This window comes from Janthinobacterium sp. MP5059B, from assembly GCF_001758645.1.
GTDB classification, from domain to species: domain Bacteria; phylum Pseudomonadota; class Gammaproteobacteria; order Burkholderiales; family Burkholderiaceae_D; genus Janthinobacterium; species Janthinobacterium lividum.
In genome coordinates this window covers 310,050-325,949 of record NZ_LRHX01000010.1, presented here as the reverse complement: position 1 = coordinate 325,949, position 15,900 = coordinate 310,050, and the positions used below count along the sequence as shown (strand labels likewise).

Here is a 15,900-nt window from a genome sequence, read left to right as displayed (position 1 = left end):
ACAAGGCGATGGGAGAACACAGGTGGAAGTGATGGACAAGATGGTCGCGGACGACCCGGGCGTTGTACGCCTGAGCACTTATGCGCTGGAGGACAACTTGCTGGCACGCGGCGGCAGCGTCTTCCTGACCGGCACCCAGGCACTGGTGCGCCTGCCGCTGATGCAGCGCTGGCTCGACCGCGAGCGGGGCCTGAACACGGCCGGCTTCATCAGCGGCTACCGGGGCTCGCCGCTGGGCGGCTACGACCAGGCGCTGTGGCGCGCGCGCGGCGTGCTGGAAGCGCAGCAGATCCGTTTCCTGCCCGCCATTAACGAAGAGCTGGCAGCCACCGCCGTGCTGGGCAGCCAGCAGGTCGAGACCGATCCCCAGCGCACGGCCGACGGCGTGTTCGCCATCTGGTACGGCAAGGGACCGGGCGTCGACCGGGCCGGCGATGCGCTCAAGCATGGCAATGTGTACGGTTCCTCGCCGCACGGCGGCGTGCTGGTGGTGGCCGGCGACGACCACGGCTGCGTCTCGTCATCGATGCCGCACCAGAGCGATTTCGCCATGCAGGCGTGGAGCATGCCCATCGTCAATCCGGCCAGCATCGCCGAATACCTGGAATTTGGCCTGTACGGCTGGGCGCTGTCGCGCTTTTCCGGCATGTGGGTGGGCTTCAAGGCCATTTCCGAAACGGTGGAAAGCGGCGCCACGGTCGACCTGGACGGCCTGTGCACGCGCTTCGAGCAGCCGGCCGACTACAGCGTGCCTGCCAGCGGCCTGCATTACCGCTGGCCCGACCTGCCCGGCCTGCCCATCGAGACGCGCCACGCGCACAAGCTGGCCGCCGTGCACGCGTTCGCGCGCGCCAACAGCATCGACCGCCTGCTGTGTCCCAGCCCGCAAGCCGATATCGGCATCGTCACCTGCGGCAAGGCGCATCTCGACGTGCTCGAAGTGCTGCGGCGCCTGGGCCTCAGTCTCGATGTGCTGGAACGCGCCGGCGTGCGCCTGTACAAGGTGGGCCTGAGTTTTCCGCTGGAAGCCGACCGCCTGGCGCAGTTCAAGGCGGGCTTGCGGGAAATCCTCGTCATCGAGGAAAAGGGGCCGCTGGTGGAGCAGCAGATCCGCACCCTGTTCTACAACCTGCCGGACAGCGCCCGCCCGCTGGTGCTGGGCAAGCTCGATGCCGGCGGCGCGCCGCTGCTGCCGGCGCAGGGCGAACTGCGCCCGTCGCGCATCGCCGGCGTGCTGGCGGCCTGGCTGGCGCGGCACAAGCCGGCGCTCGACCGCCGCGCCCTGCTGCCCGGCTTCGCGCCCGCCGCGCTGCTGGCCAATGCGGCCGACGGCGTGCGGCGCCAGCCTTATTTTTGTTCCGGCTGCCCGCACAACAGCTCGACCAAGGTGCCGCAGGGTTCGCGCGCGCAAGCCGGCATCGGCTGCCATTTCATGGCTTCGTGGATGGAGCGCGATACCACCGGGCTGATACAGATGGGCGGCGAAGGCGTCGACTGGGTGGCGCACTCGATGTTCAGCACCACCCCGCACGTGTTCCAGAACCTGGGCGACGGCACGTATTTCCACTCGGGCTTCCTGGCCATCCGCCAGGCCATCGCCGGGCGCGCCAATATCACCTACAAGATTTTATACAACGACGCCGTGGCCATGACGGGCGGTCAGCCCATCGACGGCAGCCTGACGGTCGACGCCATCGCCTGGCAAGTGCATGCCGAGGGCGCCAAGGCGATTGCCGTGGTCAGCGATGCGCCGGAAAAATACGCGGGCCTGCACGGCCGCTTCCCGCCGCCCGCCACCTTCCACGGACGCGAAGAGCTCGACCAGGTGCAGCGCCGCCTGCGCGAGGTCAAGGGCGTCACCGTGCTGATTTACGACCAGACTTGCGCGGCCGAGCTGCGCCGGCGCCGCAAGAAAAAGGAATTGCCCGATCCGCCGCGCCGCATGGTCATCAACAGCGCCGTGTGCGAGGGATGCGGCGATTGCGGTGTCCAGTCGAACTGCCTGTCCATCGTGCCCCTGGAAACGGGCTACGGCCGCAAGCGCGCCATCGACCAGTCGTCCTGCAACAAGGATTATTCCTGCGCCAACGGCTTTTGCCCCAGCTTCGTCTCCGTGCGCGGCGGCGCCTTGCGCAAGGCAGCCGACGCCGCCATCGATCCGCAAGCCCTGCGCCGCGCCGCGGCCGCCCTGCCCCTGCCCGCGCCGCACGCCTGGCACGGCCCGTTCAACCTGCTGGTGACGGGAGTGGGCGGCACGGGCGTGGTGACGGTGGGCGCGCTCGTTTCCATGGCCGCGCACCTGGAGGGCAAGCAAGCCTCGGTGCTTGACTTCATGGGCTTTGCGCAAAAGGGCGGCGCCGTGCTGTCCTTCGTGCGTCTGGCCCTGGCCGGCCAGGATCTGCACCAGGCGCGCATCGACATCGGCCAGACCGATGCCATGCTGGCCTGCGACATGGTGGTCGGCGCCAGCGCCGACGCGTTGCAGACCCTGCGCCACGGCCACACGCGCGTGGTCGCCAACACGCACCAGTTCCCCACCGCCGCCATGGTGCGCGATCCGGATGCGCCGCAGCATGCGGGCGCCCTGATGGACAAGCTGCGCCACGCCGTCGGCATGGAACACATCGCCGAATGCAACGGCCAGGTGCTGGCGCGCCAGCTGATGGGCGACACCATCATGGCCAATATACTGCTGATGGGCTTTGCGTGGCAGCGCGGCCTGATCCCCGTCGGCCTGGCGGCGCTGGAACGGGCCATCGAATTGAATGGCGTGGCCGTCGACGCCAACAAGGCGGCCTTTGCCGCCGGCCGCCTGGCCGCCTGCGGCGCGCCCCTGCTGCAAGGCGTGGCCGCGGGTCCGGTGGCGGAAGACGCCAGCCTGGGCGCGCTGGTGGAACAGCGCAGCGCCATGCTGGCGCGCTACCAGAACGCGGCGCTGGCGGAACGCTTCCAGGCGTTTGTCGCGCGCGTGCGCGAGCGCGAAAGCGCCGTCTTCGGCGCCGATGCGCCGCCCGTACTGACCCTGGCCGTGGCGCGCGGCTACAGCAAGCTGCTGGCCTACAAGGATGAATACGAGGTGGCGCGGCTGTTCTCGGACGGCCAGTTCCAGCGCGAGCTGCAGCAGCAGTTCGAGGGCGACGTGACGCTCACCTTCCACATGGCGCCGCCGCTGCTGGGCAAGCGCAAGCGCGCCTTCGGCCCCTGGATGGGCAGGCTGCTGGCGCTGCTGGCCAGGGCCAGGGGGCTGCGTGGCACGCGGTTCGACGTGTTTGGCTACAGCGCCGAACGGTGCCGCGAGCGCCAGCTGATCACCGACTACACGGCACGCCTCGACGCCCTGCTGCCGCGCCTGAGCGCCGGGAACCTCGATTCCATCGTGGCGCTGGCCGAACTGCCGCAGGCCATCCGCGGCTACGGCCACGTGAAGCTGGCCAGCATCGATGCCGCCGAACTGCGCGCGCAGGCGCTGCTGGCCAGGCTGGAGCAGCCGGCCGCTCCCGCCGTCCCCGCCGCGCCACACGCCCAGCAGCCTTTCCGCACCATCGCCATCCGGCGCTACCAGTAAACATGTTTTCCATTGACCACCACACGGCGCGGCGCCTTGCCGCACCGGCGCGCCCAGGAGCCCAGCCTTGAAGTCCTTGTCCCTCGCCCTTCCCCTGCCCGTTGCGCGCCTGCGCGCGCTGGCCGCCATCGCCGCGCTGACGCTCGCCAGCGGCCTGGCGGCCGCGCTCTACCTGCCGGCCTCCATGGCCGGCGTGGTGGCGCTGCTGGTCTTTTGCATCAGCATGTGGGCCACGGCCCTGGTGCCCGAATACTGGCCGGCCCTGGCCTTCTTCCTGGTGGCGATGCTGTGCAATATGGCGCCCGCGCAAACCGTGTTCTCCGGCCTGCAGTCGACCACCTTCTGGCTGCTGTTCAGCGGCGCCGTGATGGGGGCGGCGATCGGCCACACAGGCCTGGGCAAGCGCGCGGCGGCCATCCTGTCGCGCATGCTGGGGCGGCGCTACGCGGGCGTCATCGCCGGCATCGTGCTGTTCAGCGTGGCGCTGGCCTTCGTCATGCCTTCAGGCATGGGCCGCGTGGTGCTGCTCATTCCCATCACCATGGCCGTGGCCGAGCATATCGGCTATGGCGCGGGCCATAACGGCCGCACGGGCATGCTGATGGCGGCCAGCTTTTCCAGCTTCCTGCCGACCTTCGCCATCCTGCCGTCGAACGCGCCGAACATGATCCTGTCCGGCATGGCGGACAATCTATATGACGTGCAGATCGCGTATGTCGACTACCTGCTGCTGCATTTTCCCGTGCTGGGCATCCTCAAGTCCGTCCTGCTGGTGCTGCTGATCCTGTGGATGTTTCCCGCCGCCGATCCCGTGCGCGCGGCCGCGCCGGCGCAGCGGCAAGGTCCCATGTCGGCGCAGGAGACGGGACTGGCCGTGGTGCTGGGAGGCTGCCTGGCCCTGTGGATGACGGACGGCCTGCATCATGTGTCGCCGGCCTGGGTCGGCCTGGCCGCCGCCCTGGTCTGCCTGTGGCCGGCCGCCGACCTGACGTCGAAAAAATGCCTGAACCAGGAAATCAACTATGGCTCGCTGCTGTTCGTGGCCGGCGTGATGGGCCTGGGCGCGGTGATTTCGGAGAGCGGCCTGGGCGAAGCCGTGGTGCATGGCCTGAGCCGGCATGCGCGCTTTGCCACCGACACGCCGCTGTGGAACGCCGCCGTGCTGACGGTGATCTCGACGGTGGTGTCGCTGGTGACCAACCTGGCGGGCGTGCCGGCGACGATGACGCCGCTGGCGCAGGACCTGGCGGCCGTCACGGGCCTGCCGCTGATGACGGTGCTGATGACGCAAGTGCTGGCATTTTCCAATGTCTGCCTGCCCTACCAGGCGCCGCCCCTGATTTTCGCCATGCAGGCGGCCAGCCTGCCGGTGGCGGCCGTCACCCGCCTGTGCCTGAGCCTGTTCATCCTCAGCCTGCTGATACTCACGCCGCTGGACTTCGTATGGTGGCACGTGGTCGGCCTGATGTAGCGCTGGCCCGCGGGCAGAAACTTTCTCACGAAAAGTAACAATTTACGCCATTTCAAGGGCTGACGCGCGTCGCGCAAGTGACAGGAAGAAGGGAAAAGTCACAAATAATTACCCATCTTGCAGGCATTGTTAATGCGGTTTTCTTAATGAAATCACATATAATGCATAGTTGAAAAACAAATAAGAATATCTGAAATTTCACCCATATTTTAACTTAGTGGACCCGCCCCTCATGGAAATCCATCACCTGAAAACCTTCGCCACGGTGGCGCGCGAGGGCAGCATTACGCGCGCATCCGAACGGCTCTTCCTGAGCCAGCCCGCAGTCAGTGCCCATGTCAAGGCGATGGAGGATTATCTCGGCCTGACCCTGTTTGAACGCACGGCGCGCGGCATGAGCCTGACCAGCAGCGGCCAGCGCATCCTGGCCAAGGCCGAACGCACGCTCAACATCCACCGCGAGCTGCTCGACGAAGCCAACCACATCAAGGGCCGCCTGGCCGGCAAGCTGCGCATCGGCGTCGGCGGCCAGTCCAACAACGAAGCCATTGGCCGGCTGGTGCGGCGCTTTTCCGAGCACCATCCGGAAGTCGAGGTCTCGCTGGAGCACGGCAGTTCCACCGGCACCCTGAACGGCATCCGCAGCGGCACGCTCGACGCGGGTTTCTACAACGAGGCGCGCTCGCCCGACGATGACCTGATGACGATCGAAGTGGCGTGCTTCCCCGTCTACGTGGCGGCGCCTGCCGGCATGCTCGACACCACCCAGCCGCTCGACTGGAACGCGCTGGCCGAGCTGCCGTGGATCTTCGCGCCATCGAGCCTGTGCTGCGGCGGGGCCGCCGAGCACCTGTTCAAGACGCGCAATTTCCGTCCACGCCGCATCATCAGCATCGACCGCGAAAGCGTCACCCGCTCGATGCTGGCCGAGCGCCTCGGCGTCGGCCTGCTGCATGGCGACACGGCGCTGGAAGCGCAGCGTCTCGGTGAAATCGACATCCTGTGCGTGGCACAGTCGTCCGTGCGCAATCTGTTCGCGCACCTGGCCTCGCGCGCCAGAGAGCCGATGTTCGAAGCGATCAATGATGCGCTGAGCGAATCGGGCATATTGGCGGCCTGAACCGCCAATATGCCGTGCGAGTGCCACAGCCAGCCCGGGAAACCTAGCTAAGTAATCCTCGGGAAATTAGTGTGAATTTATGACGAACAGAACCGGATGCTATGCAAGGCGCTCACTGCGACGCAGTGCGAGCACTGCTAGCAGCGAGCAACGCTGCAGAGCGCCGGTTATGGAAGTCAGAAATCACAATAATTTATTGGGGGTTACTTAACCAGGCGCTGCATCTGATTGAAGATATTTTTGCGGTGCATTTCTTCGGTGCCGCCCACGCTGGCGAAAGCCAGGGCGTTTTTCATCAGCTCGGCCACGCGGCCGTTGTGATAGCCAAGACTGCCGTACAGCTTGACCAGGCTGGTAGCGCTGTTGATCAGGTCTTCGGATCCCACCAGCTTGGCGATGGAACAGCTCATCAACCCTTCCCGCTGGCCTGCCAGCAACTGCGACAGCGCGCCAAACGCCAGCCATCGCGAACGTTCCATGCCGATGCGGATATCGACCAGGCGCCGCTGCACGTACTGGTGGTTGTCGATGCTGCTATTGAAGCTGCTGCGGCTGGCCGCGTAGCGCATCGCCTCGTCCAGATAGGGCGCGATCAGGTTGGCCGCCGCCAAGCCGTAATACAGGCGTCCCAGCGAAATGGTGTCGATCAGCGTGGCCAGGCCGCGACCGGGCGCGCCCAGCAGCTGCGACGGGCGCACGGCCACATCCTCGAAATGCAGGGCGCCGGTGGGCAGGTTGCGGTTGCCCAGCTTGTCGTCCACCAGGCCGGCGCGCAGGCCGGGCGTGCCGCGGTCGACCAGCGCCAGCGCGATATTGTGCTCTTCCTTGTCCGCCAGGCGGCAGACGATCAGGGCGAAATCCATGATGGGCGCGTGCGCGATATTGTACTTGCAGCCATTGAGCACGTAGCCGTCGGCCGTGGCGCGCAAGGTGCTCTGGATGCTGCGCACGTCCGTGCCCGTGCCCGGCTCGGCGATACCGGTGGCGCTGACGTCGCCGCGCAGGATGGCGCCGAAATAGCGGTCGCGCTGCCCTTCCGTGCCGTGCCGCTCCAGGCCCCGCACCATGCCGGCCTGGGCGATGACCGACAGCAGCAGCTCCGGCGCGCCGATGGTGGACGACAGGCCGTCGAGGGCGGCGGTAAAACTCCACCAGTCGCCCGTCGCGTGATCGCTGCCGGGCACGATCATGCGCCACAGACCGGCATCGCGCAGGCGCTGCCAGCCGTCAAAATCGAAACCTTCGGCGCGCGCGGCGGCGCCGGCGGCAATGTCGCTGCCGATGCCGGCGTAGCGCTGGCGTATCTCGCCCTGTTGCGGTGTAAACATCATGGTTAGCCTTGTTGGTCAATGAAAGAAAAAGGGCCGCGCGGGCGGCCCTGGCAGGTACGCCGGCCGTCAGTCCGACAGGACGACCGAGCGCCCGATGGCGCCGTGCAGGTCGAGGCAGCGCTCGAACCAGGTACTGACGGGATCGTCGGCCGGCAGCAAGGGATACGGCACGGTGATGCGCGCCCATTGCAGCACGCCGAACAGGATGTAGTCGGCAAACAGGGGCTGCGCGCCGCCCAGCCAGGGCTGCTTGGCCAGCACGCTGCGCAGCGGCGCGAATTTTTCCGGCAGGGCCGCCAGCTCGATGTGGCGGGTGGCCGAGGCCTCTTCCAGGGTCTTGCCGAAGCGTTTCTCGCGCGCCGCGCGGAAATACGCCTGGTCCGCCGGCGACATCAGCGCATGCATGTCCATGGCGGCGATGGCCGAGACGGGCGGATGGATGACCGTCTGGCTGAAGCTTTCGACGAAACGGGCCATGGCCTGGCCGCCCGGGCCGCCGAACAGGCTGGGCCGGTCCGGATAGGCGCGCTCCAGGTGCACGGCGATTTCAAAGCTGTCGCCCTCGATGTGGCCGTTGTCGTTCAGCACCGGCACGCTTTTATAGCTGCCGTCCTCGATGCCGGCGATTTCCGCGAAGGAGACGGGCCGCACCTCGGCCTGCAGTTCCTTGTGCTTGAGTGCCATGATGATCTTCCATACATGGGGCGAATAATGACGGCGCCGGTCGGCGGCGCACAGGCTGTACAGGATAATGGACATGCGGTTCTCTCTGGTTGTGAAGGTCAGGCCGCGGCGCCCGTCAGCGCCAGGCGCTGCACGCCGCTGGCGGGGAAGCGTTCGCGCAGCAGCGCCAGCACCTGCTCGGGACTCGGCAGCGAGTGGTGGCCGTGCATGCGCTCGAGCAGCGGATCGAAATGGTCGCGCCAGACGGGGTCGATGATGATGTAGCCGTCCTCGCGCAGCTGCGCCAGGTTGCGCTGTACGGCCGGCTTGGCCAGCATCGGCCCGCCCATCACGGGGAACAGCAGCACGGGAAAGGTGGCGGCCAGGATCACGGTGGTCAGGCGGTTGCCGGAAAAGCCGTTTGCCACGGCCGCCAGCGTATTCGCGGTGGCGGGCAGTACCAGCAGCAGGTCGTGCTCGGCGGCCAGGCGGCCCGGCTTGTCGGTCGGCCAATCCTGCGGCCGCTCGCCGCTGATGACGCGGTCGACGTACAGCGCGATCGATTCCGGCTTGAGGAAGTTGGTGGCATTCGGCGTCATCAGCACGCTCAGCTCGCAATCGAGATGGTCCTTGATGATGCGCAGGTAGTTCGGCAGCAGGGTCGAATCGAGCGATCCCGTGACGCCGATGAGGATGCGCGGCTTGTGTTTTTTGATGGGCGTTTCCATGGTGTTGTGTCCAGGTGGTGGCACGGCTGTGCCGGGTTAATGGGGTGCAGGCGGACGGCGGCGCTGGTGCGCGCGCACCGCCATGACCATGCGGTCGAGGATCTCGGCCAGCAGCGGCTGCGAGGTGGCGAAATTGAGGCGCGCGCAGTGCGCGGCGCGCGCGTCGAAGACTTCGCCCGGGCTGAGCGCCACGCGCGCATGCTGGAGGAAGAAATCCGCCGCCGGCTGGTCCAGCTCCAGCGCCGCGCAATCGAGCCACAGCAGATACGTCCCCTGCGGCACGTGGAAGCGGACGGACGGCAACTCGCGGCGCAGGATCTGCGCCGCGTAGTCGCGCATGGCCAGCAGGTGCGCCAGCACGGCGTCGAGCCAGGGCTGCCCGTCGTTCCAGGCCGCCACGGTGGCGTCGATGCCCAGGTTGTTGACGGCGCCCGTCAGGCGCGCCGGCAGGCGCGCATGGAAGCGCTGCTGCAGCTGCGGCGTGCCGAAATGGGCGACGGCGCAGCGCAGTCCGGCGATATTGAAGCTCTTCGTGGCCGAGTTCAGGGTGACGGTGCGCGCGGCGGCCGCCTGCGACAAGGAAGCGAATGGCAGATGGCACGCGCCCGGGTAGACCAGGTCGGCATGGATTTCGTCGGACACCACGATCAATGCATGGCGCTCGGCAAAGGCCAGCACGCCGTCCAGCTCCGCGCGGCTCAGCACGCGCCCCGTCGGATTGTGCGGATTGCACAGGATCAGCACGCGCGTGCGGGCATCGACGGCTTGTTCCAGGCTCTCCAGGTCGAGCTGGAAGCCGTCGGCACCCGTGCGCATTTCCAGCGCGACCAGGCGCCGGCCCGTGCCCTCGACCGCTTCGCGGAACGGCGCATAGTGCGGCACCTGCACGATCACGCCGTCGCCCGGGTCGGAAAACGCCATCACCGCGGCAAACGTCGCCTGCACCAGGTCGGGCAGGACCAGCACCTGGTCGGCCTCGGCCTGCCAGCCATACAGGCGGCGCATGCGCGCGGCGAACGCGTGTGCCACGGCGCGGTCAGCCTTGCGTCCGTCACGCAGGGGATAAGTGAAATCGACGCGCTGCAGCACCTGCGCCAGCGCCGCCTGCACGGCGGGCGCGGTGCCCAGGTCCATGTCGGCCACGCAGGCGGCAAGCACGCCGGGCTGGTACTGGCGCCACTTGAAACTCTGGCGCGCCAGCAGCTGGTCCAGGGTCAGCGCCAGGCCGTCCTGCAGGGTAGCGAGCTGGCGGCTCATGCTTCGGTAAACACGCGGTTCAGGAAGCCGTTGAACCAAGCCCGCAGCGCCTTGTCGTGCAGCACGCGTCCCTGCAGGTGCTGTTCGCCCTGCTGCGCGTTCGGCAGGTGGAAGCGGTGCGCGCCCTTCACCGCCCAGCGGCGCTGCATGGCCAGGGTCAGCTCGGGATGGTACTGGATGCCCCAGGCTTTCTCGCCGTAGCGGAAGGCCTGGTTGCGGTAGGCGTCGCCCTCGGCCAGCAGGATGGCGCCCTTGGGCAGCTCGAAACCCTCCATGTGGAAGTGGTACACCATGTCCGGCCACTTGGGCATGATGCGCTGGCCTTCGGCCGTCGGCTTCAGCGGATACCAGCCGATCTCCGTGACGTCGCCCTCGGCCGCCGTCACCTTGCAGCCGAGATTCTTGGCCAGCATCTGCGCGCCCAGGCAGATGCCCAGATACGGCCGGTTTTCCGCCAGCGGCACGGACAGCCACTCGATCTCGCGGCGGATGTGCGCATCGCTGTCGTTCGCGCTCATCGGGCCGCCGAACGAGATCACGCCCGCGTGGCCGTCGAGGGTGTCGGGCAGCGGGTCGCCGCACACGGGACGGCGGATATCGAGTTCAAAGCCCTTGTCGCGCAGCAGCTTGCCGGCGCGGCCCGGCGTCGACGCCTCCTGGCGCAGTATCGCCAGGATCGGCCGCTTGCGCCCGCGCCGGCCTTGCATCGTTTCACTCATGCTGCTCTCCTTGTATCTTGTTGCGCTGGATGTAGGACTCGACCAGGCTGGCATACGGCGGCACGAAGGTCACCAGGGTCTGCTGGCCCACCTTGATGGTGTCCTTGACGTCGAAATGCAGGTGGATCGGCAGCTTGTCGATCCAGTTGTTCGAAATCCTGCCGATGCGCGCGCCGCGCGCCACCGGCTGCAATTCGCGCACGGCCAGGTCGCTGGTATTGAGGTGCACATAGCGGTACAAGGTGCCGGCGGCCGTCTGCAGGGTGACGCTGAAACGCGCGATCTGCACGATGACGCCATCGTCGGCCGCTACGGCCCAGTGAAAGTTGGCGCGGCAGGTGGCCGGGCGCAAGTCTTGCCCCTGGTGTCCGCCGGACAGGCAGAACGGCAGGTTGTCCTTGCGCAGCTCGCAAAAATTGTCGCGCCACGGATAGGCATAGTTGGCGTCGTCGCAGGAATCGCCTGCCTTGCCGCGCTGGCCGCCCACGCCATAGAAATGCGAACTGGCGTAGGCCGCGCCCTTCTCGATGGGAAAGCGCATGTCCGGGTACAGCACGGCGGCGCTGGCCACCCCGCTGCCGCTGCCGGGCAGCAGCGCGCCAGGCGGCAGGAAGCGCTCGTCGCCGCCTGCCAGTGCCGGCAGCGCCAGGGTGCCGAGCGCCAGCGCGCCAGCCAGCAAGGTCGTCTTCATCATGGTTGGTCTCCCGCCACCAGCAGCAGCGCGCGCGCCGCGTCGGTCAGGTATTGCGGATCGGTGCAGCGCTTGTCCTTCAGCGGCTCGTCGCAGCTCATGCGCAGCGTGTAGGCGGCGCCGAAGCGCGTGAAGCTGTAGTCGGCGCCGTCGCCTATCGATTCGAAGGCGCCGCCCGCATGTTCGAGCTTCAGGTCATTTGGCGCGACGAGGTGCGTGGCGCTGCCGAACAGCCCCAGCTTCGCGCCCGCCGGCGCATACAGGGCCGCATACGCCGTGCCCTGGCCATGGAAGCGGGGCGCGCCCCAGTCGCCGTCGGCGGGCAGCAGCAATACGGGGATGCGGACCTGCGCCAGCCCGGCGGGTGCCGTGGCGCGCAGGGGCCGCAGCACCGCGTCGGCCTGCGCCGCGCTGGCGCGGGCCTGGCCGGCTGCGGGCCAGTCGAGCGGCGTCAGCACGCGCTGCACGGCGTCGCCGGCGCTGGCGGCCAGCGGCGCCGTGGCGCCCGCCAGCAGGCTCAGCGCGCCAAGCGCTTGCAGGGTTGCCAGGCGCGCCATCTTACAAGCTGCCCTGGTAGGCCAGCACGGTCTGCTTGAACGACTCGGGCACGGCTTGCGTGGCCTGCTTGTCGTAGTCGTACATGACGTGCACGGAAATGGCCTTGGCCATCACCACGCCCTGCTCGTCGCCGATGTGCATGATGTGCTCCATTTCAAAGCTCTTGCCGCCGAACTTGGAGACGTGGCTGAGCACCAGCACCTTGTCGCCGTACTTGGCCTGGGCGATGTATTCGCACGCGGTTTTCACCATGATGTGCGGCAGCTTTTCGCTCTTCGGGATTTCCAGGATGCGGTGCATGTATTCGAGATAAGCCGTCTGCATGTACTCGTAGTACACGGGGCTGCTGACGTGGCCCATCGAGTCGGTGTCGCGGTAACGGATGTCGAGATTGGTCTTGAAAGAGCGGCGCATCATTGTGTCCTCATGTGGCGGTTATATCCGGTCAGGCCGGCTTGGGTAGTGACATTTCGCCAATGATGCTAAGACCGATGGCGGGTAGCTCACAAGACGCAATAACTGAGGGGGGACGTCCAAATATCTGAGGAGCCGAATGGCGCCTGTTGCGCTACCATCGCTGCAGAACTATTCCGGCAACAACGATGCGGCGCATGGCGCCGCGGGCGCCGCGCGCACCGGCGCGGCCAGGCATTTTCCCTCTACCCCACCCTATTTGAAGAGAAAGAAAGGCGCATCGATGAAAATCGCGATCCTGGCTGACCGCCTCGAGCTGTTGAACATCAAGAAAGATTCGACCTACGCGATGATGCAGGAAGCGGCCGCGCGCGGCCACGCACTGCATGTATTCGAGCAGCAGCATCTGCACTGCGAGGGCGGCGTGGTCAGCGCCCATGCCGCGCGCGTGCAGCTGGTCGACGACGCCGGCACGTGGTTCCACCGGGAGGCGGCGGCGACGCTGCCGCTGGCGCAGTTCGACGCCGTCCTGGTACGCAAGGATCCGCCTTTCGACATGGAATACCTGTACAGCACCTACCTGCTGGAAATGGCGCAGCGCCAGGGCGCGCGCGTCTTCAACCGGCCATCGGCCGTGCGCAACCACAACGAGAAACTGGCGATCCTGGAATTTGCGCCATTCTGCGCGCCGACCCTGGTCAGCCGCGAGCCGTCGCGCCTGCGCGCTTTCCACGCCGAGCACGGCGACGTGATCTTCAAGCCGCTCGACGGCATGGGCGGCGCCGGCATCTTCCGCGTGCGCGAGGACGGCATGAACCTGGGCGCCACCGTCGAAATGCTGACGCGCGACGGCGCCGTCACCATCATGGCGCAACGCTACATTCCCGCCATCAGCGAGGGCGACAAGCGCATCCTGCTCATCGGCGGCAAGCCGGTGCCGCATGCGCTGGCGCGCATACCGCAGGCGGGCGAGGTGCGCGGCAACCTGGCTGCCGGCGGGCGCGGCGAAGCGCGCGTGCTGACGGCGCGCGACCGCGAGATCGCCGACACCCTGGCGCCGGTGCTGGCGGCGCGCGGCCTGCTGCTGGTCGGGCTGGACGTGATCGGCGCGCATCTCACCGAAGTCAATGTCACCAGTCCCACCTGCTTCCGCGAAATCATGCAGCAGACGGGTTTCGACGTGGCAGGCATGTTCATCGATGCGCTGGAAACGGCGGCATCGCTCACGCACACGAACGAGGAACAATCATGAGCAAGGTAAGCACACTGCAAAGCTGGATAGGCGGACGCTGGATGGGCAGCGAAGCGGGCCTGTCGCTGCACAGCGCCATCGACAATTCGCTGATCTATCACACGCATGCCGAGTCGGTCGACGCGCAGCAGGCGCTCGACTATGCGCGCCGCACCGGCGTGCCGGCGCTGATGGCCCTCGACTTCCAGCAGCGGGCGGCCTGCCTGCGGGCGCTGGCATCGCACATCCAGCAGCACCGCGAGGAGCTGTACACGATCGCCTACCTGAGCGGCGCCACGCGCGCCGACAGCAAGCAGGATATCTGCGCCGGCATCGGCGTGCTCAATTCCTACGCCGGCATCGCCGCCAGCGGCCTGCCTTCGGGCAATGTGCTGCACGAAGCGCCCGCCATGTCGCTGTGCCGGCGCGGCGGCGCGGCCGGCACGCACATCATGGTGCCGCGCGGCGGCGTGGCCCTGCACATCAACCCGTTCAACCTGCCCGTCTGGTCGCTGCTGGAAAAATTCGCCGCCAGCTTCCTGGCCGCCATGCCCTGCATCGTCAAGCCCGCCACCTGCACCAGCTACCTGGCCGAAGCGCTGGTGCGCCTGATCGACGCGTCCGGCGTGCTGCCGAAAGGCGCGCTGCAGCTGGCCATCGGCCCTGCCGATGCCTTGCTGGCCCGCCTGCAGGACAACGATGCCGTCAGCTTCACCGGTTCGGACGCCACCGCCACGACCTTGCGCAACCACCCCAACCTGCTGGCGCGTTCGGTCCAGGTCAGCCTGGGCGCGGCGTCGCTCAATTGCGCCATCCTGGGACCGGACGTGCGCAGCGGCGAGCCGGAATTCGAGCTGCTGGTCGATGCCATCGTGCGTTCGATGACGGTCAAGGCGGGCCAGGACGGCGCCGCCATCCGCCGCGTGATGGTGCCGCACGGGCAGATCGAAGCGCTGACGGCGCGCCTGCGCGAACGCCTGGCGGCGGTGGTGATCGGCGACCCGGCCCAGGCCGGCGTGCAAATGGGACCGCTGGCATCGCAGGAGCAGCGCAGCGAACTGGGCGCCCGCGTGCGCGCCCTGGCCGAGGAAAGCGACATCGTCTGCGGCCAGGCGGACGGCTACGCGCCTTCCGGCGCAGGCGTGCGCGATGGCGCCTTTGCCGCACCCACACTGCTGCTGTGCCGCGGCGGCGCGCGCAGCGACGCCGTGCATGAAATCGAGGCCTTCGGCCCCGTCTGCGCCCTGATGCCGTATGCGGACGTGGAGGAAGCGCTGGCGCTGGCCGCACGCGGCAGGGGCAGCCTGGCCAGCACCCTGGCCACGCGCGATCCGAAGCTGGCCGCGTATGCGGTGCCGCGCCTGGCCGCCTCGCACGGGCGCGTGCTGGTGCTGGAACGCGAAGTGGCGGCGGCGGGCACGGACGTGCTGGCGTCGGCGCACCTGAAGTACGGCGGCCCCGGCCGCGCCGGCTGCGGCGAGCAGCTGGGCGGCCTGCGCGCCATCTCGCAATACCTGCAACGCTCGGCGCTGCAAGGCTCGCCCACCATGCTGACGGCCGTGACGGGCGAATACGTGCGCGGCGCCGCCGTGCGCGAAAGCGTGCAGCATCCGTTCCGCAAGCATTTCGACGAGCTGGAAGTGGGTGAATCGCTGCTGACGCACCGGCGCACCGTCTGCGAAGCGGATATCGTGGCCTTCGGCGGCATCTCGGGCGATTATTTCTACATGCATTTCGACGAGATCGCCGCGCGCGATTCGCAGTTCGGCCGGCGCATCGCGCACGGCTATTTCGTGCTGGCGGCGGCAGCCGGCCTGTTCGTCTCCCCGGCGCCCGGTCCCGTGCTGGCCAACTACGGCCTCGACGACCTGCGCTTCGTCGCGCCGGTCGGCATCGGCGACACCATCCGCGCGCGCCTGACGTGCAAGCGCAAGGTCGACCGCCAGCGGCGCGACGACAAGGGCGTCGGCCAGGGCGTGGTGTCGTGGGACGTGCAGGTAACCAACCAGAACGATGAACTGGTGGCCAGCTACGACATCCTGACCCTGGTCGCCAAGCGCGCAGGACTGTAAGCGGCAGCCCTCAGTTTTCCTGATGGCGCCGCTCAAGAAATACAAATAGCCAACGTTGCCCCCGTCTTTCAGAATGGCGG

At 67.6% G+C, this 15,900-nt stretch carries 13 protein-coding genes; 5 read left to right on the top strand and 8 right to left on the bottom strand.

What is annotated here, in order from left to right; all coding sequences use genetic code 11:
• Positions 1 to 40 precede the first annotated feature (40 nt).
• From JAB1_RS14405 to JAB1_RS14395, 3 genes are all read left to right on the top strand, one after another.
• Positions 41 to 3,565 carry an indolepyruvate ferredoxin oxidoreductase family protein gene (locus tag JAB1_RS14405; protein WP_083299751.1) on the top strand — a complete coding sequence of 1,175 codons (3,525 nt, stop codon included), beginning with the start codon at positions 41 to 43 and terminating at the stop codon, positions 3,563 to 3,565.
• Positions 3,566 to 3,632: 67 nt separating this feature from the next.
• On the top strand, positions 3,633 to 5,036 hold the full coding sequence (locus JAB1_RS14400) for an SLC13 family permease (protein WP_217494297.1): 1,404 nt from the start codon (positions 3,633 to 3,635) through the stop codon (positions 5,034 to 5,036).
• 232 nt (positions 5,037 to 5,268) lie between these two features.
• Positions 5,269 to 6,156 (top strand): LysR family transcriptional regulator, encoded by an 888-nt coding sequence (locus JAB1_RS14395; protein WP_034783934.1) that lies wholly within the window; start codon positions 5,269 to 5,271, stop codon positions 6,154 to 6,156.
• 203 nt (positions 6,157 to 6,359) lie between these two features.
• Here JAB1_RS14395 and JAB1_RS14390 read toward each other — a convergent pair whose 3' ends face one another.
• The 8 genes from JAB1_RS14390 to JAB1_RS14355 all read right to left on the bottom strand — a co-directional run bounded on the left by JAB1_RS14390 (position 6,360) and on the right by JAB1_RS14355 (position 12,520).
• Positions 6,360 to 7,487 carry an acyl-CoA dehydrogenase family protein gene (locus JAB1_RS14390; protein WP_070280365.1) on the bottom strand — a complete coding sequence of 376 codons (1,128 nt, stop codon included), beginning with the start codon at positions 7,485 to 7,487 and terminating at the stop codon, positions 6,360 to 6,362.
• A 66-nt stretch (positions 7,488 to 7,553) separates the two neighbouring features.
• Positions 7,554 to 8,246, bottom strand: coding sequence for a glutathione S-transferase family protein (locus tag JAB1_RS14385; RefSeq protein WP_034783932.1), 693 nt, complete (start codon positions 8,244 to 8,246; stop codon positions 7,554 to 7,556).
• A gap of 23 nt (positions 8,247 to 8,269) precedes the next feature.
• Positions 8,270 to 8,878: a flavoprotein gene (locus JAB1_RS14380; protein WP_034783931.1), complete on the bottom strand. Its 609-nt coding sequence runs from the start codon at positions 8,876 to 8,878 to the stop codon at positions 8,270 to 8,272.
• 36 nt (positions 8,879 to 8,914) lie between these two features.
• Positions 8,915 to 10,135, bottom strand: a complete 1,221-nt coding sequence (locus JAB1_RS14375; protein WP_254672096.1) for an aminotransferase class I/II-fold pyridoxal phosphate-dependent enzyme — start codon at positions 10,133 to 10,135, stop codon at positions 8,915 to 8,917.
• Complete coding sequence (locus JAB1_RS14370; protein ID WP_034783929.1) at positions 10,132 to 10,854, bottom strand: glutamine amidotransferase; 723 nt, start codon at positions 10,852 to 10,854, stop codon at positions 10,132 to 10,134. The genes JAB1_RS14375 and JAB1_RS14370 overlap by 4 nt, the downstream gene beginning before the upstream one ends.
• Complete coding sequence (locus JAB1_RS14365; protein WP_070280364.1) at positions 10,847 to 11,548, bottom strand: peptidoglycan DD-metalloendopeptidase family protein; 702 nt, start codon at positions 11,546 to 11,548, stop codon at positions 10,847 to 10,849. Before JAB1_RS14365 ends, JAB1_RS14370 begins: the two co-directional genes overlap by 8 nt.
• Complete coding sequence (locus JAB1_RS14360) at positions 11,545 to 12,102, bottom strand: hypothetical protein (RefSeq protein ID WP_070280363.1); 558 nt, start codon at positions 12,100 to 12,102, stop codon at positions 11,545 to 11,547. The genes JAB1_RS14365 and JAB1_RS14360 overlap by 4 nt, the downstream gene beginning before the upstream one ends.
• 1 nt (position 12,103) lies before the next feature.
• Positions 12,104 to 12,520 (bottom strand): thioesterase family protein, encoded by a 417-nt coding sequence (locus JAB1_RS14355; RefSeq protein WP_070280362.1) that lies wholly within the window; start codon positions 12,518 to 12,520, stop codon positions 12,104 to 12,106.
• A gap of 280 nt (positions 12,521 to 12,800) precedes the next feature.
• Here JAB1_RS14355 and gshB point away from each other — a divergent pair, with 280 nt between their 5' ends.
• Both gshB and paaZ read left to right on the top strand, forming a co-directional pair.
• The gene (gene gshB / locus JAB1_RS14350) at positions 12,801 to 13,769 is read left to right on the top strand and encodes a glutathione synthase (protein ID WP_070280423.1); all 969 of its coding nucleotides are present in this window, start codon (positions 12,801 to 12,803) and stop codon (positions 13,767 to 13,769) included.
• Positions 13,766 to 15,820: a phenylacetic acid degradation bifunctional protein PaaZ gene (gene paaZ, locus JAB1_RS14345; protein ID WP_034783922.1), complete on the top strand. Its 2,055-nt coding sequence runs from the start codon at positions 13,766 to 13,768 to the stop codon at positions 15,818 to 15,820. Before gshB ends, paaZ begins: the two co-directional genes overlap by 4 nt.
• The last annotated feature ends 80 nt before the right edge of the window (positions 15,821 to 15,900 follow it).